The sequence below is a fragment of the Nonomuraea sp. NPDC003709 genome (genome assembly GCF_040610775.1).
Lineage (GTDB): Bacteria > Actinomycetota > Actinomycetes > Streptosporangiales > Streptosporangiaceae > Nonomuraea > Nonomuraea angiospora_A.
The window spans coordinates 150,495-167,166 of sequence record NZ_JBEXMW010000006.1 but is presented as its reverse complement, the minus strand read 5'-3'; the positions used below and the strand labels follow the sequence as shown (position 1 = coordinate 167,166).

At 71.6% G+C, this 16,672-nt stretch carries 17 protein-coding genes; 10 read left to right on the top strand and 7 right to left on the bottom strand.

Features of this window, described 5'->3' with window-relative positions; translation table 11 throughout:
• Window positions 1-76: 76 nt before the first annotated feature.
• The 6 genes from ABZX61_RS20000 to ABZX61_RS19975 are packed head-to-tail and all read left to right on the top strand — an operon-like array spanning window position 77 to window position 6,389.
• Window positions 77-871 carry a hypothetical protein gene (locus tag ABZX61_RS20000; protein ID WP_355196438.1) on the top strand — a complete coding sequence of 265 codons (795 nt, stop codon included), beginning with the start codon at window positions 77-79 and terminating at the stop codon, window positions 869-871.
• A complete protein-coding gene (locus ABZX61_RS19995) occupies window positions 871-2,580 on the top strand; it encodes a peptidoglycan-binding protein (RefSeq protein WP_355196436.1) in 1,710 nt (569 codons plus the stop codon). The genes ABZX61_RS20000 and ABZX61_RS19995 overlap by 1 nt, the downstream gene beginning before the upstream one ends.
• Window positions 2,573-3,247, top strand: coding sequence for an ABC transporter ATP-binding protein (locus tag ABZX61_RS19990; protein WP_355196434.1), 675 nt, complete (start codon window positions 2,573-2,575; stop codon window positions 3,245-3,247). Before ABZX61_RS19995 ends, ABZX61_RS19990 begins: the two co-directional genes overlap by 8 nt.
• A gap of 2 nt (window positions 3,248-3,249) precedes the next feature.
• Complete coding sequence (locus tag ABZX61_RS19985) at window positions 3,250-4,425, top strand: ABC transporter permease (protein ID WP_355196432.1); 1,176 nt, start codon at window positions 3,250-3,252, stop codon at window positions 4,423-4,425.
• A 15-nt stretch (window positions 4,426-4,440) separates the two neighbouring features.
• Window positions 4,441-5,106: a two-component system response regulator CseB gene (cseB, locus tag ABZX61_RS19980; protein WP_355196430.1), complete on the top strand. Its 666-nt coding sequence runs from the start codon at window positions 4,441-4,443 to the stop codon at window positions 5,104-5,106.
• Entirely contained in the window at window positions 5,106-6,389 is a 1,284-nt protein-coding gene (locus tag ABZX61_RS19975) for a HAMP domain-containing sensor histidine kinase (protein WP_355197064.1), read from the top strand. The genes cseB and ABZX61_RS19975 overlap by 1 nt, the downstream gene beginning before the upstream one ends.
• A gap of 101 nt (window positions 6,390-6,490) precedes the next feature.
• Here ABZX61_RS19975 and ABZX61_RS19970 read toward each other — a convergent pair whose 3' ends face one another.
• The 4 genes from ABZX61_RS19970 to ABZX61_RS19955 form a co-directional block, all read right to left on the bottom strand.
• Window positions 6,491-7,270, bottom strand: a complete 780-nt coding sequence (locus ABZX61_RS19970) for a maleylpyruvate isomerase family mycothiol-dependent enzyme (protein WP_355196428.1) — start codon at window positions 7,268-7,270, stop codon at window positions 6,491-6,493.
• Window positions 7,271-7,564: 294 nt separating this feature from the next.
• Window positions 7,565-8,332 carry a class I SAM-dependent methyltransferase gene (locus ABZX61_RS19965; protein ID WP_355196426.1) on the bottom strand — a complete coding sequence of 256 codons (768 nt, stop codon included), beginning with the start codon at window positions 8,330-8,332 and terminating at the stop codon, window positions 7,565-7,567.
• Window positions 8,329-9,549, bottom strand: coding sequence for a riboflavin synthase (locus ABZX61_RS19960; protein WP_355196424.1), 1,221 nt, complete (start codon window positions 9,547-9,549; stop codon window positions 8,329-8,331). The genes ABZX61_RS19965 and ABZX61_RS19960 overlap by 4 nt, the downstream gene beginning before the upstream one ends.
• Before the next feature lie 182 nt (window positions 9,550-9,731).
• Window positions 9,732-10,349 (bottom strand): TetR/AcrR family transcriptional regulator, encoded by a 618-nt coding sequence (locus tag ABZX61_RS19955; RefSeq protein ID WP_355196422.1) that lies wholly within the window; start codon window positions 10,347-10,349, stop codon window positions 9,732-9,734.
• Between the two features lie 73 nt (window positions 10,350-10,422).
• On the opposite strand from ABZX61_RS19955, the gene ABZX61_RS19950 reads away from it, so the two are divergent.
• Window positions 10,423-11,106 (top strand): carboxymuconolactone decarboxylase family protein, encoded by a 684-nt coding sequence (locus ABZX61_RS19950; RefSeq protein WP_350730538.1) that lies wholly within the window; start codon window positions 10,423-10,425, stop codon window positions 11,104-11,106.
• Window positions 11,107-11,162: 56 nt separating this feature from the next.
• Window positions 11,163-11,816 carry an SDR family oxidoreductase gene (locus tag ABZX61_RS19945; RefSeq protein ID WP_355196419.1) on the top strand — a complete coding sequence of 218 codons (654 nt, stop codon included), beginning with the start codon at window positions 11,163-11,165 and terminating at the stop codon, window positions 11,814-11,816.
• Here ABZX61_RS19945 and ABZX61_RS19940 read toward each other — a convergent pair.
• Complete coding sequence (locus ABZX61_RS19940) at window positions 11,798-13,045, bottom strand: MFS transporter (protein WP_355196417.1); 1,248 nt, start codon at window positions 13,043-13,045, stop codon at window positions 11,798-11,800. The two genes, ABZX61_RS19945 and ABZX61_RS19940, sit on opposite strands and share 19 nt — an antisense overlap.
• On the bottom strand, window positions 13,042-14,139 hold the full coding sequence (locus ABZX61_RS19935; RefSeq protein ID WP_355196415.1) for a MerR family transcriptional regulator: 1,098 nt from the start codon (window positions 14,137-14,139) through the stop codon (window positions 13,042-13,044). The genes ABZX61_RS19940 and ABZX61_RS19935 overlap by 4 nt, the downstream gene beginning before the upstream one ends.
• A 183-nt stretch (window positions 14,140-14,322) precedes the next feature.
• On the opposite strand from ABZX61_RS19935, the gene ABZX61_RS19930 reads away from it, so the two are divergent.
• Window positions 14,323-15,342 (top strand): aldo/keto reductase, encoded by a 1,020-nt coding sequence (locus ABZX61_RS19930; protein WP_355196413.1) that lies wholly within the window; start codon window positions 14,323-14,325, stop codon window positions 15,340-15,342.
• 4 nt (window positions 15,343-15,346) lie between these two features.
• Here the strand turns inward: ABZX61_RS19930 and ABZX61_RS19925 are convergent, their stop codons facing one another.
• Window positions 15,347-15,745 carry a nuclear transport factor 2 family protein gene (locus ABZX61_RS19925; RefSeq protein ID WP_355196411.1) on the bottom strand — a complete coding sequence of 133 codons (399 nt, stop codon included), beginning with the start codon at window positions 15,743-15,745 and terminating at the stop codon, window positions 15,347-15,349.
• 87 nt (window positions 15,746-15,832) lie between these two features.
• Between ABZX61_RS19925 and ABZX61_RS19920 the strand changes: the two genes are divergently transcribed.
• Window positions 15,833-16,603 (top strand): helix-turn-helix transcriptional regulator, encoded by a 771-nt coding sequence (locus ABZX61_RS19920; protein WP_355196409.1) that lies wholly within the window; start codon window positions 15,833-15,835, stop codon window positions 16,601-16,603.
• Window positions 16,604-16,672: the final 69 nt, after the last annotated feature.

Genomic DNA, 16,672 nt, shown 5'->3' with positions numbered 1-16,672 from the left:
AGATCGGCCGGGAGAGGGCTCCAAAGTGGCCACGGCGTCGCGAAGGGCGGCGTGAGTCACCGGGAAGGAGTCCCCGATGCGTGTGCTGATGTGTGGCCTGCTCGGTCTGGCGGTGCTGACCGGCTGCGGGGGAGACCCGGCCCCCGCGGCCGACGGCGGTGGCGGTGGCGGTGCCACGATGGACAAGGCCCGCGAGCGCGAGACCGTCATCGCCACCTGCATGAAGCAGAAGGGTTTCACCTACACCCCCTCGGTCAGCCCGCCCAGGAAGTCCGCGGCGAACCCCGCTGACTACGCGGCGATGAAGGCCGAGCGCGGCAAGAACGGCTTCGGCGTCTTCTCCGCCGTCGTCTATCCGAAGCCGCCGGAGACACAGGCCCCGGACCCCAACCAGGCGACGATCGACGGCCTCTCCGGCGCCAGGCGGGACGCCTACCTCAAGATCCTGAACGAGTGCCGGGTCACCGCCCTCCGGCAGGTGAACGGCCTCAAAGCCACCTCGGTCGCCGACTACCAGGACCAGATGGCCACGGAGATCGAGAACATCGACAAGACTCTCGACGGCGACCCCAAGCTGCTGGAGCTCACCGCGCCGTTCGCCGAGTGCCTGAAGTCCAAGGGCGAGCGGGTGACCTCCGAGAAGCCGGTCGCGCTGAGCAGCCGCGGCGTGGTGCTGTGGAGCGAGCAGGCCGACCGGCTCGGCAAGGCGGGCACCGTCACGGCGGAGGCCGCCAGGCCGTACCTCGCCAGGGAGATCAAGTCGGCGCTGGTCGACCTGGAATGCGGCAAGGACTTCTACGCCGCCTTCATCCCCCTGCAGAAGCGGCTCACCAACGAGGCCAGGGTGAAGTACGGGTTCCAAGAGCGGTGATGCGTACCCCTCGCGGAAAGCTGCTGCTCGTGCTGGCCGTGGTCCTGGCGGTCGCGGGGACCGGCTGGGGAGTGGCCGCCCTGCTGCGCTCCCCGGCCGACGAGGCGGCGGCGCGCAAGCCGCCCAGACCGTCGCTGGTCACCGTCGCGGTCGAGCGGCGCAAGCTGGTCGCCACCGTCGTCGTCAGCGGCGCGCTGGAGTACGGCTCGCCTTATCCGGTGTCGCTGGCCGGGGTGGTGGGCGGCAGCGAAACCACCCAGCGCGCGACCCGCGCTCCCCGGCGGGGCACCCTGGCGGAGGGCGCGGTGATGATGGAGGTGAACGGGCGCCCGGTGTTCGTCTTCTCCGGCACGGTGCCGATGCACCGCAGCATCGTCTCCGGCGCCAAAGGGGCCGATGTCGAGCAGTTGCAGAAGGCGCTGCGCAGGCTCGGTCACCGCGCGCCCGTGACCGGCGTGTTCGACCGGGCGACCGTCGCCGCGGTGTCGCGCTTCTACGCCAAGAAGGGCTATGAGGCGCAGCAGCCCACCTTGGAGCTCCGGCAGAAGCGCGACGACCTGCGCCGGGCCGTACGGACCGCCCAGGAAGTGCTCGCGACCGAGCGCATGGCCCTTGACCAGGGCAAGGATGTGCTCCCGCGGAAACTCAAGCTCGCCGGCGCCCGGCAGGATCTCAAGGAGGCCGAACAGGCGCTCGGGAGCGCGCGGGCGCAGGACCGCACCACCGAGGACGAGGCCAAGGTCGAGGCCGCCGAGAGCGCCGTACGGGCGGCCGAGGAGAAGCTGCTGGCGGCCCAGCAGGAGCTCGCCCAGGCCACCGCGACGCCCACCGCCGCGCCCAGCCTCGGGCCCAGCCCCACAGTGAATGCCACGGCCGGGCCGCCCGCCGACACGCGCCTGCTCGAACTCCGGGTCGCCAACGCCCGAGCGGACCTGGCCGCCGCAAGGTCGGCGCTGGAGCGCGTACTGAAGGAGGCCGGGATCACGCGGGCCGCGCGGCTGACCGAGCTGGGGAAGAACGTCCGGCTGGCGCGCGAGGCGGTCGCCACCGCCGAGCAGGCGCTCAGGCAGGCCAGGCAGCTCTCGCCCGTCAAGCTGAAGGTGGCCAACGCCCAGCGTGACCTGGCCGCCGCCCGGGCGCTGCTGGCCGAGTTCTCCCGCACCTACGGCGTCACCGTCCCGCCGGGAGAGGTCGTCTTCCTGCCCAGGCTGCCCGCCCGCCTGCACAAGCCGGCTGTCAAGGCGGGCGAGCTGGTGGACAAGTCGGTCGCCACGGTGACCAGCGCCTCGTTCGTCGTCTCGGGCTCGGTGGACGTGGCCGAGGCCGAGCGGGTGAAACCCGGCCTGAACGCGAGCATCGAGACCGAGGCCGGCAAGACCGTCCCCGGCACGGTGACCTCCCTCGGCGGACGCGACGCGAAGGGCGCCGTGCCGGTGACGATCACTCCCAGGTCGATGAAGGGCCTCAAGAAGCTCGCCGGCGCGCCCGTCACGGTTCGCGTGACCATCGGCGCCACCGACCGGGAGGTGCTCGTGGTCCCCGCCGCGGCGGTCGTCACCGCCGCGGACGGCCGGGCCCGGGTGCAGGTGGAGATCGCGCCCGACCGGACCAAGGAGGTCGAGGTACGCACCGGCCTGTCCGCCGACGGAGCCGTGGAGGTGACCGGAGAGCTCAAGCCGGGCGACCTGGTGGTGATCAACAGTGCCTGAGCCGGTCATCCTGCTCGACGGCCTGACCAAGGAGTTCGCCGCCGACCCTCCCGTCAGAGCGCTCTCCGCCGTCACCCTAAGAGTTGAAAAATCAGACTATGTCGCCATAGTTGGCCCCTCGGGGTCCGGGAAGTCCACGCTGCTCAACACGCTCGGCCTGCTCGACCGGCCGACCAGCGGCAGCTACCGGCTCGACGGCATCGAGACCACCACCCTGAAGGACGGCGCGCGGACCACCATCCGCGGCAGCCGGATCGGCTTCGTCTTCCAGTCCTTCCACCTGTTGCCGCACCGCAGCGTGCTGGAGAACGTCATGCTGGCCGAGGTCTACGGCGCGGCACCGCGCGCGGGGCGGCGGAAACGCGCGCTGCGGGCCCTGGAGCGGGTACGGCTGTCGCACCGGGTGGACTTCCTGCCCGGCAGGCTGTCCGGCGGTGAGCGGCAGCGCGCCGCCATCGCCCGCGCCCTCATGGGCGAACCGTCGCTGCTGCTGTGCGACGAACCCACCGGCAACCTCGACAGCAGGAACACCGACGCCGTGCTCGACCTGTTCGACGAGCTACGCGCCCAGGGGATGACCATCGTGGTCATCACTCACGAGACCGACGTGAGCGACCGGGCCGCGCGCCGGGTGCGCATCACCGACGGCGTCCTCACGGAGGAGTAGACGTGCACCCTCGCGACCTGCTGAACGAGGCCGTGGCGGGGCTGCTGGCCCGCCCGGTGCGCTCGGCGCTGACGACGCTGGGCACCGTGCTGGGCATCACGACGCTCGTGGTCACCCTGGGTGTCGCCGCGACGGCGGGCAACCAGATCGTCGGCCGCTTCGACGAGCTCACCGCCACCTCCGTCACGGTCGAGGTCCCGGAGAACCCGTTCCCGCTGGTCGACTGGGCCGACATCGGCCGGGTGACCCGGCTGCGCGGGGTGGTCTCCGCCGCCGCCCTCGCCGAGTCGAAGCAGAGCGCCAACCTCAGCGTCCGCTCCAACGACATCGTGGACCCCACCCGGGTCACCGACCAGACCCTGACCGTGGTCGCCAGCAGCCCTGACCTGCCCGCCGCGGTCAAAGGCAGGATGATCGAGGGCCGCTACTTCGACGCCGGGCACATCGCCCGCGGGGACAAGGTCGTCGTGCTGGGCCGGCACGCGGCCGAGTTGCTGGGCATCACCCGGCTGAGCCGGGCTCCGGCCGTCTTCATCGGCACGCAGGCGTACACCGTCATCGGCGTCCTCGGCGACCTGCGACGCGAGAAGAGCCTCGCGAGCGCGGTCATGTTGCCACCGTCCGTCGGCAGGCGCTACGGCCTGAGCACCGTGACCCGGGTCCTGATCAACACCGGCCTCGGCGCCGCGGAACTGATCGCCAGGCAGGCCCCGGCCGCGCTCAGCCCCGGCAACGAGGCCCTCCTCCAGGTCGGCTCGCCGCCCAGCCCCACCAGGGCCCGCGATGCGGTGGAAGGCGACGTCGACGCCCTCTTCCTGATCCTCGGGCTGGTCTCCCTGGTGGTCGGCGCGGTCGGCATCGCCAACGTCACGCTGGTGACCGTGATGGAGCGCGTCGCCGAGATCGGCCTGCGCCGCGCCCTCGGCGCCGCGCGCCGCCACGTCGCCGCGCAGTTCCTGCTGGAGTCCACCCTCACCGGCCTGACCGGTGGCGTCATCGGCGCTTCCGGAGGGATCGTCGTGATCGTCGCGGTCTGCGCCGTCAAGCAGTGGACGCCGGTCATGGACGTACGGCTGGCCCTCATGGCGCCTGCCGCCGGTGCCGTCGTCGGGCTGCTCGCGGGCCTCTACCCGGCCCTGCGCGCCGCTCGCATGGAACCAGTCAACGCACTTCGCTAGATATGGTGCCCTTTCATGACATCTCTGCTGCTCGTCGAAGATGACACGGTGATCCGTGAGTCCCTCGGCCTGGCCCTGGAACGCTACGGCTACCGGATGACCACCGTCGCCGACGGGCTGAGCGGCCTGGAGGCGGCCCGGGCGGGCGGCCACGACCTCCTGCTGCTGGATGTGATGCTGCCCGGCCTGGACGGCATCGGCCTGTGCCGCAGGGTCAGGGAGTCCAGCCAGGTGCCGATCCTGATGATGTCGGCGCGCGGCGACTCGCTGGACGTGGTGTCGGGCCTGGAGGCCGGTGCCGACGACTATGTGGTCAAGCCGGTCGACATCCCGGTGCTGGTGGCCCGGATCAGGTCGCTGCTGCGCCGTACCACTGCTCCTGCCCCTTCATCGGGCGTGCTGACGTTCGGGGAGCTGACGGTGGACCCGGCCGCGCTGGAGGTACGGCTCGGCGGGCGGCTGGTCGAACTGGCGCCGACCGAGCTGCGCCTGCTGCTGGAGTTCGCCGCCAATCCGGGGATCGTGCTGGAGCGCGCCACGCTGCTGCGTAACGTGTGGGACTACGGCTGGGACGGCGACAGCCGCGTGGTCGACCTCTGCGTGCAGCGGTTGCGCAGGAAGATCGGCACGGACCGGATCGAGACGGTGCGCGGGTTCGGCTACAAGCTGCGCAGGTCGTGATGCTGGGCTCGCTGCGCTGGAAGCTGGCGGCACTGATCACGCTGGCCTGCTGCGCGATCGTGACCGTGGTCGGGATCCTGGTCCACCGCACGACGCTCGAGCGCACGATGCGGCTGGGCGAGGAGCGGGCGCTGGTGTCGGCCGCGGAGGTCGCCGACAAGCACCGCAGGGACGCTCCTCCCGAGGAGGGACTGGTCCCGTACACCGAGTCGATCATGAATGTGGACGAGCTGCCCCCGCCCCTGCGCGCGCGGCTGGCCGTCGAGTCGCCCGCCACCTGGTACGACGACCTGCGGGCCGAACAGCGGTGGATGTGGGCGGCATGGCCGGTGGGCGATGGGCTCGTGGCCGCCCCGAAGATCGACATGACCTCGGACATGCGCGGGCTGAGTGCCCTCGACCGAGCCATGGTCCGGGCCGCGCTGACCGCGCTCGCCGTGGTGCTGCCGGTCTCGATGGGCATTGCCGAGCTGGCCAACCGGCGCCTGCGCCGGGTCGCCGCCACCGCCCGCAGGATCGCGGACGGCGACCTGGACGCCCGCGTCGCCGACCGCCGGGGCCTCTCCCGGTGGGGCGGGCGCGACGAGATCGCCGGCATCTCCGCCGCCGTGGACTCCATGGCGGCGAGCCTGCAGCACCGGCTGCTGGCCGAGCAGCGCTTCACCGCCGACGTCGCCCACGACCTGCGGACCCCGCTGATGGGCCTGGTCGCCGCGGTCGAGCTGCTGGAGGAGAGCGAGGCCACCGATCTGGTACGCGACCGGGTCCGGGTGCTGCGCTCGCTGGTGGAGGACTTGCTGGAGGTCTCCAGGCTGGACACGGGCGCCGAGGTCGCCGAGCGCGTACGGGTGCCGCTGGCCGAGGTGGCGGAGGAGTCCGCGGCCCGGGTGGGGGTCGAGACCCGCGTGACGGCCTCGGGGAATCCGGTGGCCGAGACCGACCCGCGCCGCCTGGACCGGATCCTCGCCAACCTCGTCCTCAACGCCCACCGCCACGGTGCGCCCCCGGTGGAGATCACGGTCCGGGACCACGTGATCGAGGTCCGCGACCGGGGGCCGGGCTTCCCTCCTGAGCTCCTCGCCGACGGCCCGAGCCGCTTCCGCACGGGCGCCGCCGAACGCGGCCGTGGCCACGGCCTCGGGCTGACGATCGCGCTGGGCCAGGCCCAGGTCATCGGCGCCGACCTGACCCTGGCCAACGCCCCCGACGGTGGCGCCATCGCCATCCTCCGCCTTCCACGGGGCTTGCGCTCGACAGATCATCCCAGTGGACATTTACTGTGATTTCGAGGACCGAACCGAGCAGCGAGTTGCGGCGCACCCGCTGGGCCACGGCTGGCTCGTCGGGCTTGCGCTCTGGGCGCGAGGTCGCATCCGAGCGTGGGTCAGCCGTTGGTGACCCAGTCCATGTGTTCGATCCAGTGGTCGAGCAGCGCCCGATCCCCCTGCAACTCCAGCGCAGGAGCCGCATCCAGTGGGCGACGCCTGCTGATCGCGAGCAGGAGCTCGACGGCTGGGCCGCGTACCACGACGTCCGCCTTGGTGTGCGTGCGCTCCAGCACGACCATGTCCGGTTCCCGGCGTGCCACCCATTCCCCAGGCGCGTCGGTTGCGTGGAAGTGCAGAGTCTGACCGCCCCCGCGCATCGCATCGGCGAAGCCCGCCCTGTTCTCCCAATAGCCGCGGGACGCCATCGTGTCCAGCCAGTCCTCGATGGCCGCAACGGCGAGCTCCGGCGCCAACTCGTACGGCATGCCGAGCGCCACAGCCGCGTCCGCACGATGCACGCAAGCCTCGCCGAACAGCCGACGTGACCAGAACGGCACGCCTGCGGCGCCGCCCGACGGATCCCACACCGGCGTGTCATCGGCGACCGATGCGAACGCCTGTCTCGCCTCGGCCGCGCCGTCGTTCAGCCAGGCGCGCCACTGGCCCGAATCGGCCGGACCCGGAACGTAGCCGGCGAACGCCCTGCTCGGCTCGGTCATCTGCGCACCCACGAGCATGGCTACCATACGCTGTGTCCCGCCGACATGGTCAACAAGATCGGCCAGCGTCCACTTCGGACAGGTCGGCACCGGGGCCGCCGCATCCCTGCCGTGCACCCAATCGGCGAACGCGCCCGTCTGCTCGACAACGGCCTTCACATACGCGGGTGTGTCCATCGCTGCACCTCCAAGTGCTTTGTGATCTTCCCGAAGTTCGGGGGCCAGGCCACTCGATGCCGGCCGCCGGTCGGTGTCGATGATCAGGGGCGAAACACCGCACTGATTTTGGCTTGCGGAAACGCGCTTGACCAGGTCAGTAACCGGACATTTTCCGGACTTTGGCGGCGATCAAGGCAGCGGCGGTGTGCCGCAAGCGGACCTGACCTGGGCCTCCCGGGATTCGGACACGCGAGCCGGCGTCTCGACCGCTTGGGACGGCCCTCTGCGTTCCTGCCTGATCGCCGACCATCATCAGGCGGTGGCCGTGCCGGACGTTGTCACCAGGCGGTAGCCGAGGTCGAGGGTGCCGGCGTCGAGGAGAGCCCGGTGGCGTTCGTGCCAGCGCCCGGTCGCGAGGTCGGCGGCGAGGCGCCGCATCGCATCCTCGGCCCGCTCCTGGTCGAGGGTCGCCAGCGCGGAGATGGCGGCGCGGACCTGCGGGTCGAGGTAGCAGTGCGGGCGTCGCCAGTACGCGCCCAGGAACCCGTCGGTGCAGTCGGCCGGCACCGGGACCGGGACGACGGTCACCGGCGTGCCGTCACGCCCGAGGTGGGTCTCGACGACCTCGAGGGCGGCAAGCCGGGCGTCGGCTTCGGCGATCTCCGGGAGATACTCCGCGACCAGCCAGAATCGTGCCGTGACGGCGGGATCCCAGGTGAGGACGGCCTGCCGGGCGGAAACCCGGCGCAGCTCGGCGAGGCCCGCGGCCGCGTCGGTCCAGTGGTGGACGGTGAGGATCGCCATCGCGGCGTCGAACGACCGGTCGGGGAAGGGCAGGGACTCGGCATAGCCCTGGACGACCGTCGCGGAGCCGGGGGGACGCTGCTCGATCATCACCGTGGACGGCTCCACGGCGGTGACCTGCCGGCCGCGCGGTTCGTAGGAGCCGGTCCCGGCGCCCACGTTGACCACCGTCCGGGCGGGCCCCAGGGCCTGGTCGATCAGGCCGGCGATCCGGGGGTCGGGGCGGCGGTGGTGGGAGTATCCGAGCCCTATCGACTCGTACGGATTGGCGGTCACAGGTGCTTCCCGAGGTCGGCCACGTCCAGCAGGGGCAGGCCCCAGCGCAGGGCGGCGATCTCCAGGTCGGCGGCGCAGGCCATGGTGCCGTCGGGGTTCATGACCTCGCAGCACACCCCGACGGGCGGCAGTCCCGCCGCCGCGCACATGGCCACGGTCGCCTCGGTGTGTCCGGCGCGTTCGGCCAGCCCTCCGGGGCGGGCGGCCAGCGGGAAGACGTGTCCAGGCCGCAGGAAGTCGGCCGGCCTGGCGTCCGGATGGGCCAGGCGGCGCACGGTCGCGGCGCGTTCGGCGGCCGAGACCCCGGTGCCGGTCCCGGAGGTCAGGTCCACGGGGATGTGCGGGCGGGTGCCGTGCCGGTCGCCGGGGCCGGGGACGGGGCCGATGTCCAGCCGGTCGAGGACCTCGGGCGCGCAGGGCACGGTCGGATGGCCGCACACCTGGGTGAGCAGGAACGTGAACGCCTCCGGGCGCAACCGGGCCCCCGCGAACACCACGTCGCCTTCGCTCTCCCGCTCAGGGTCCCAGATCACCACGGCTCCTCCGGCGGCGAGCTGGGCGAGCGCCTGCTGCACGCCGCGCGCGCCCGCGAGCCGTCCGGCCCACGGAAGCGCCGCGACCACCTCGGTCACCGACTTCGCCAGGTCGGGCAGGCGGCGGCGGGCCAGGCGGACGACCAGGTCGGGCTCCAGGTTCACCCGATCGCCGACGGACAGCTCCGACAGCGTGGTGGCCCGCAGCGTCAGCGGGATCAGCGCCACCGAGAACCGGTCGCGGGCCACCTCGGCGACGGTCAGGCTGACGCCGTCGACCGCGATCTGACCCTTCGCGACGACCAGCGAGAGGAAGCGCTCGGGCGGTTTGATCCACAAGCGCCGTGCGACCCCCTCGTCATCGATCCGCACGATCTTGCCCACGGCGTCCACGTTGCCCTGGACCAGGTGACCGGCGAGCGGGTCGCCCAGCGTCAACGGGGTCTCCACGTTGACCCGCGTGCCCGGCCTGATCTGGTCGAGGGTCGATCTGCGCCGCGTCTCCGCCGACAGCCCGGCCTCCAGCGGTTGCGTCTCGTGCGCGGCCCGGAGGACGGTCAGGCCCACGCCGTTCAGGCAGATCGAACCCGGCGCGCCGGCGGCGGCCCCGGGGGCACTGACCGCGATGCGCGCCTCGTCGACGGCCACCACCGTGCCGATTTCCTGGATATTTCCGGTGAACATGCGACACCACCTCTCGACAGCGGGAACCAGGGGCCGGACAGGCCCGAGAGGTGGCGGGGTGTCACCGCGTGGCCCGGAGTCGCACCGAGTCGTCCCGCCGGAACCGGCAGAACCGGCGGGCTGTCACCGCCGCACCTTGGAATCGCACCAATCAACCTTTTATCACCCGGCGGCCCGGGAGATCAAAGCGTCTGGCCCAGAGAGATCCCGGCCAGCTTGATCAGGAACCGGTCGATCTGCGCCTCCAGCGGCGGCCAGGGCAGGTCGGGCTGGTTGACCCGCATCGACACGGCCCCGTGCACCGCCGCCCGGAGGTCGAGCGAGACCTCCGCGGCGTCGCCGGGGGCGGCGAGCCCGGCGTCCATGCAGCGCCGCACCGCGGCCGTGGTGCGCTCGCCCAGCTCCTGCTTGAACTCCATGCTGGCCCGCTGGTTGAGCGTGCTCTCGTGGAGGACCTTGTACAGGCCCGGGTGCCGGCGTACCCAGTCGCCCAGGTAGAGCAGCCGGGCGCGTAGCCGCGCCACCGGGTCGGCGGCGGTCTCGGCCTGGTCGAGGGCGCGTACGAGGTCGCGGTGGCACTGCTCCAGAGCGGCCAGGACGAGGGCGTCGCGGTCGGCGAAGTGGATGTAGACGGAGGTGGCGGCGATGCCGACCTCACGCGCGACCGCGCGCATCGACAGGGCCTGGTCGTCGGCGAGCTCGTCGAGCAGCCGTACGGCGGCCGTGACGATGTCCTCGCGCAGCCGCTCGCCCTGACCTCGGGGGTTGCGGCCCCGTGAGCGGGGGTTGGTCGCGTTCATGGGAGCCATTGTAACGAGACGGGCGTTGCACTACAGTCGTAGCGCTACAGCCGTACAGTTATCGAGGAGCTCGATGAAAGTCCACGCCAAGACGCTCGACCCGGTGTTCGCGGAGATGAGCGAGGCCACCGACCGCATGATCTGGGAGGAGATCACCGAGCTGTCCATGCGGGAGAAAATCCTGCTGTCCCTGGTCGGCGACGTCTGCCAGCAGACCCTCGGGCTGCCTTTCGAGGCGCACGTGGCGATGGCGTACGAGAACGGGCTGTCCGCCGACGACCTGCGCGAACTCCTGCGCTTCATCGCCTACGACAGCGGCTACCCGGCGGCCCTGTCGGCGCTGGCCCGCCTGGTCGACATCGAACGCGAGCAGGGCCTGCCCGGCCCCACGGGCGACGGGCATCCGATCGACGCCGACGGGCTGACCAGCCCGATCCCCGCGCCGACCCGGCAGGCCGTACGCAATCTCGACCCCGCCTTCGCCGACTACATGGACCTGCAGTCGCGCATGCGCGCGGGGATGCGGCGGCTGACCGTTCGCGAGCGCGCGTTCGCGACCATGACCGTCGACGTGCTCTTCCAGACGCTGGAGGAGAGCTTCCGCGTCCATGTGACGCGGGCCCTGAAGGCGGGTGCCACGCCGGAGGAGGCGCGTGCCGTGGTGCGCTTCTCCGCCCAGTTCGGCCTGACGAAGGCGTGGCGCGGCATGCGCGCGCTGAATGCCCTGTTCACGGAGGCGGGCACGGTCTTCGCCTGATCCGTCCCCGCGAGGTAAGGTGAGTGAATACTCACCTACCGAAAGGGGCGACACTGATGAGACTCGCGGTCTTCGGCGCGACCGGCGGTATCGGCCTGCAGCTCCTGCGCCAGGCCCTCGGTCTCGGCCACGAGGTCACCGCCGTCGTACGCGACGCGTCCCGGCTGCCCGCCGAGCTGCGCGGGCGGCTGGACGTCGTCGAGGCCGACGTGATGAACCCCGACGCCATCGTCCCGGCGGTCAAGGGCTGCGGGGCCGTGCTGTCCGCGATGGGCACGCGCGATCGCGGCCCCACCACCGTCCACAGCGCCAGCACCACCTCGATCATCCAGGCCATGACCCAGGCGCGGGCCCGCCGCATGCTGCTGGTCAGCGCCAGCGGCCTGGTCGCCGACGCGGGGGATGGCGTTTTCACCCGGTACGTGCTCAAGCCGCTCATCGTGCAACGCCTGCTCCGCCACTCCTACACCGACCTGGCCCAGGCGGAGGAGCTGCTGCGCGCCTCCGGCCTGGACTGGACCATCGTGCGACCCTCCCGGCTGCTCGACACCGAGCGGCCCGGTCGGTACCGGACCGCACGGGACCTCAACATCAGAGGAGGACTCAGCACCACCCGCGCCGACGTGGCCCACTGCATGCTCGACCTCATCGACGACCCGTCGTCCGTCCGCCACGTCGTCTCGGTCGCCTCTCAGGGGCCGGCGGTGTAGTTGCGCAGCTCCGGCAGTGCCCATGCGACCACGGCCACGGTCACCGTGGTGAGCAGCCCGCCGACGCAGATCACCAGCCGGTGATCGAGGATCGAGGTGGCGGCCCCGTGCAGCAGGTTCGCGAGGTGCGGGCCGCCGAAGAGGACGACGGTGAGCGAGCCCTGGATCCGGCCGCGCATGGAGTCGTGGGTGTGCGCCTGTGTGATGGCGTTGCGGAAGGTGCTCAGGACGAAGTTGACCGCACCGCCGAGGACGAGCGCCACCAGGGCGAGCCACAGCTGGGCGGCCTGCCCGAGGAGCGCCACGGTGATGCCCCACGCCGCGGCGGCCGCCGCCATGAGCGCGCCGTGGCGTCGGGCCCGGGTGAACGTGCCCGACATCAGCCCGGCCGTGACCACTCCGGCCGGATAGGCGGCGTACAGCAGCCCCAGCTCCAGGCCGCCTCCCGCGGGCCCGCCGTAGGTCTGCTGGGCGAGCTCCGGGAACAGGGCCGTCGGCATGCCGAAGACCATCGCCGCGAGGTCCACCAGGAGCACCGCCACCAGCAGCCGGCTGGCCGCCAGATACCGGAACCCGGCCGCCGAGCGGCGCTGCGCGGCCGGGTGGGGCCGGGGCGGCAGCGGCGGGAGCTTGACGACCGCCCACACGACGGCCAGCAGCGCGACGGCGTCGAACAGGTACAGCGCACCGAGCCCGACCACCGGTATCAAGGCGCCGGCCAGCACCGGTCCGAGGATCGACCCGGCGTAGCGGGTCAGGGCGCTGAGGCTGTTGGCCGCCGGCAGGAGCTCGACCGGGACCAGGCGGGGCACCACGGCGCCCATCGTGGTCATGATCGCGGCGAAGGACAGTCCCTGGCAGGCGACCAGCACCATCAGGACGGGGACGAAACGTCCGCCCAGCACGGCCTGGGCCCAGAAGGCCACGTACGTGAGCACCAGGCCGCAGTGGGCCGCCAGCAGCACCTTTCGCCGGTCCATGACATCGGCGAGCGCGCCCACCCCTAACGCCGCCACCACCAGCGCGACGAACGACACCGCCCCCGCCACGCCCACGGCCGCCGAGGAGCCGGTCACCGTGAACAGCTGCGCCGGCACGGCGACCACGCTGAACGAACCCCCGACGGCGCAAACCGCCGATGACACCCACAAGCGCCGGTAGGCCGCGATGGCCAGCGGGCGGCGGTCGACGGTGTAGGCGCCGAGCGACCGGGCCGTTGAGGTGATCACCGTCCGGCCTCATCGGCGTCCAGGCTCACCACGTCGGCCACGACGCAGGCGACGTTGTCGGGGGCGCCGGCGGCGTACGCCAGCGCCACCAGCTCGTCGAGCACCTGCTGGGGGGCGCCGGGCCCGGTCAGCGCCGCGCGCAGCGCTCCGGCCGGGACGATGGTGGACAGCCCGTCGGAGCACAGCAGGTACCGGTCGCCGGCCGCGGCGGCGTGCAGCGACAGTTCCGGCCGGGCCCCGCCCGTTCCGGTCAGCGCTCGTGCGAGCAGCGCGCGCTGCGGATGCGAGGCCGCCTCCTCCACGGTCAACCGGCCCTCGTCGACCAGCCCCTGCACATAGGTGTGGTCATGGGTGATCTGGAACAGCTCGCCGTCCCGCACCAGGTACGCCCGGGTGTCACCGATGTGCACCAGCGCCAGCCGCGACCCCGACCACAGCAGCGCGGTCAACGTGGTCACCGCCTCACCCGACGGCGTCGAGGCGGCGATCTCCCCGATGGCCCGGTCGGCTTCTCCGACCGCCTCGGCGAGCGCGCCGAGCAGGTCCTCGGCCGCTACGGCCAGCGTCTCCAGCGGTTTGAGCGCGTCGACGGCCGCCGCGCTCGCCAGGTCCCCGCCCGAGCCGCCGGCCCCGTCGGCCACTGCCAGCAACCGGGGGCCGGCGTAGGCGGTGTCCTGGTTGCTCGTACGCACCAGGCCCGACTCCGACCGGGCCGCGTAACGGATTCCCAGCATCGTCGCCGTCTCTTCCACGGTGCTTCCCCTCCCCGACAGATAGTCGACGAGGAACGTGGCCAGCTCTCCACGGGCGGCGGTCTCGGCCAGCACCTGCTCCCAGTAGCCGGCGATCTCCTCGGCCGCCGCGCCCGCCGGCAGGTCGCACACCCGCCGGATGCGTGCCAGCGGCATGCCCAGCCGCCGCAGCCAGGCGATCAACCGGGCCCGCTCCAGCTGTCCCGGATCGTAGAACCGGTATCCGGACTCGCCGTCCACCGCGGCCGGTCGCAGCAACCCGAGCTGGTCGTAGAGCCGCAGGGCCTTCGGCGACAACCGCGCGGCCCGAGCGAACGCCCCGATCGTCAGCAGCCGCACCATTCCTCCTCGTCCCGGCCCCCGTGGCCGGTACCGACGATGCTGCGGCTTCACCCTAGGGGAAGGTCAACACCGCACTTCCGGAAACCAGTTCCGCATGCACAGCACAGGCAAGTTGCCAAAACGGAACCACATTCCCTATCTTTATCGGAACACGGTTCCGTTTAAATCGGAAGGAACAGAGTCATGCAGTACCGCACCTTGGGCCGTACCGGTGTACAGGTCAGCTCCCTCGTGCTCGGCGCGATGAACTTCGGCAGGATGGGACGCACCACCCAGGACGACGCCACCGCCATCGTCGACGCCGCCCTCGAAGCCGGGATCAACCTCATCGACACCGCCGACATGTACAGCGACGGCGAGTCGGAAGAGATGGTCGGCAAGGCCATCGCCGGCCGCCGCGACGACATCGTGCTGGCCACGAAGGCGAGCCTGCCAATGGGCGAGGAGCGCAACCATCAGGGCGGCTCGCGCCGCTGGCTGGTCACCGAGCTGCACAACAGCCTGCGCCGCCTCGGCGTCGACCACGTCGATCTCTACCAGATCCACCGGTGGGACCCGACGACCAGCGACGAGGAGACGCTGTCGGCCCTGACCGATCTGCAGCGCGCGGGGAAGATCCGCTACTTCGGCTCCTCGACCTTCCCCGCTCACCGCGTCGTCCAGGCCCAATGGGCCGCCCGCGAACACCACCTGAGCCGTTACGTCACCGAGCAGCCCAGCTACTCGATCCTGCAGCGCGGGATCGAGAGCCACGTCCTGCCCGTGACCGAGCAGTACGGGCTCGGCGTGCTGGTGTGGAGCCCGCTGGCCTCGGGCTGGCTGTCGGGCGCGATCCGGCAGGGCCGGGAGATCGCCACCAACCGCTCGGCGTTCATGCCGCGGCGCTTCGACACCTCCATCCCGTCCAACCGCACCAGGCTCGACGCGGTCGAGCGACTGGCGAAGGTCGCCGACGCGGCCGGGCTGACGATGATCCAGCTCGCGCTCGGTTTCGTGACCGCGCACCCGGCCGTGACCAGCGCGATCATCGGCCCCCGCACGCTGGACCACCTGCGCTCGCACCTCGCCGCCGCCGACACGGTGCTCTCCGCCGACGTGCTCGACGCCATCGACACGATCGTCGCGCCCGGCGTCGACCTGGCCCCGGAGGAGAAGTACGACACCCCGCCTTCCCTGCTCGACCCGTCGCTACGCCGCCGCTGATCGCTCAGGCGGACTCCCACCACACCAGATTGGCGGCCACCTGGGCCACCGGCTCGATGATCTCCCACGCCTCGGCGATCAGCCCGTCGTCAAACCGCCAGATGTCGACGACCGCGATCTCTGGCCCGGCACCGGGGAGCCGGCGTCGCGAGTACATCACGACGTGATCACCCTCGGCCAGCACATGATGGATCTCGACCTGCATGCCGGCGAGCGGGCCGAGCGCGGCGTGTACGGCGGCGAGCCATTCCGCCTTGGTCGACGAGGTCGGACCCGGCCGGTGATGGACGAAGTCCTCGCTCAGCAACGGCGCGAGCGCATCGACGTCGCCCGTCGCGACCAGTGCCGTCAGCGCCCGCTGGACGATGCTCTTGTTGTCTGTGGTCAGGTTCTGCGTAGTCATGGCGGCAGTGTTTCGACCGTCGCCCACGGTTGTCGATGAACTCGCATTTCATGGCGCCCGGCGCCACGAGGAGTAGCATCGACGGGCATGTACACGGTCGGGGAGCTGTTGCGGCAGTGGCGGCATCGCCGGCGAATCAGCCAGCTCGATCTCGCGATCGCCGCCGACGTCTCGGCTCGTCACGTCAGCCTGGTGGAGACCGGCAAGTCCAACCCGAGCGCCGACATGATCCTCCGGCTCGCGGATCAGCTCGAGGTGCCGTTGCGTGAGCGCAACCGGCTGCTGCTGGCCGCCGGCTTCGCACCCCGCTACGCCGAGCGGCCGCTCGCCGGGGACGCGCTGTCGGCGGCCCGGGACGCGGTCGAGAGGGTGCTCCGCGCGCACGAGCCGTATCCGGCGCTGGTCATCGACCGCCGGTGGAACATCGTGATGACCAACCGCGCTCTTGGCCCGTTCCTCGCGGACGTCGCCCCCGACCTGCTGCGGCCGCCGATCAACATGCTGCGCCTGGGACTGGACCCGCGCGGGCTCGCCCCTCGGATCGTCAATCTGGCCGAGATGCGCGTGGTGCTCCGTACCAGGATCGCGCGTCAGCTCGCCACCGCCCCCGACCCCGAGCTCACCGCGCTCTACGAGGAGCTGCTGGCACCCGGCTCCGAGGACGCGGGCCACCCGATCGAGTCCGAGGTCGTGATCCCGATGATCTTCAACTTCGACGGACGGGAACTGCGGCTGTTCTCGACCACCACGACGTTCGGCACCCCGATGGACATCACGCTGGACGAGGTCGCGATCGAGTCGTACTACCCGGAGGACGCGGAGAGCGCCGCCTACTTCAAGAACCTCGTCCTTGCTTGACCTCAACCGCGGTTGAGATCCCAGAATTGCTGATCGCGGGCGGCCCGCCCGCCTGTTCTGGATCGCCTC

What these genes read in the sequence shown, in the direction of transcription:
- ABZX61_RS19950 (WP_350730538.1), top strand. Translation starts at nt 10,423, where the DNA reads ATGAAAGTCCACGCCAAGACGCTCGACCCGGTGTTCGCGGAGATGAGC.
- ABZX61_RS19960 (WP_355196424.1), bottom strand. Translation starts at nt 9,549, where the DNA reads ATGTTCACCGGAAATATCCAGGAAATCGGCACGGTGGTGGCCGTCGAC.
- ABZX61_RS19935 (WP_355196415.1), bottom strand. Translation starts at nt 14,139, where the DNA reads ATGGTGCGGCTGCTGACGATCGGGGCGTTCGCTCGGGCCGCGCGGTTG.
- ABZX61_RS20000 (WP_355196438.1), top strand. Translation starts at nt 77, where the DNA reads ATGCGTGTGCTGATGTGTGGCCTGCTCGGTCTGGCGGTGCTGACCGGC.
- ABZX61_RS19970 (WP_355196428.1), bottom strand. Translation starts at nt 7,270, where the DNA reads ATGGACACACCCGCGTATGTGAAGGCCGTTGTCGAGCAGACGGGCGCG.
- ABZX61_RS19975 (WP_355197064.1), top strand. Translation starts at nt 5,106, where the DNA reads ATGCTGGGCTCGCTGCGCTGGAAGCTGGCGGCACTGATCACGCTGGCC.
- ABZX61_RS19920 (WP_355196409.1), top strand. Translation starts at nt 15,833, where the DNA reads ATGTACACGGTCGGGGAGCTGTTGCGGCAGTGGCGGCATCGCCGGCGA.
- ABZX61_RS19945 (WP_355196419.1), top strand. Translation starts at nt 11,163, where the DNA reads ATGAGACTCGCGGTCTTCGGCGCGACCGGCGGTATCGGCCTGCAGCTC.
- ABZX61_RS19925 (WP_355196411.1), bottom strand. Translation starts at nt 15,745, where the DNA reads ATGACTACGCAGAACCTGACCACAGACAACAAGAGCATCGTCCAGCGG.
- ABZX61_RS19930 (WP_355196413.1), top strand. Translation starts at nt 14,323, where the DNA reads ATGCAGTACCGCACCTTGGGCCGTACCGGTGTACAGGTCAGCTCCCTC.
- ABZX61_RS19995 (WP_355196436.1), top strand. Translation starts at nt 871, where the DNA reads ATGCGTACCCCTCGCGGAAAGCTGCTGCTCGTGCTGGCCGTGGTCCTG.
- cseB (WP_355196430.1), top strand. Translation starts at nt 4,441, where the DNA reads ATGACATCTCTGCTGCTCGTCGAAGATGACACGGTGATCCGTGAGTCC.
- ABZX61_RS19955 (WP_355196422.1), bottom strand. Translation starts at nt 10,349, where the DNA reads ATGAACGCGACCAACCCCCGCTCACGGGGCCGCAACCCCCGAGGTCAG.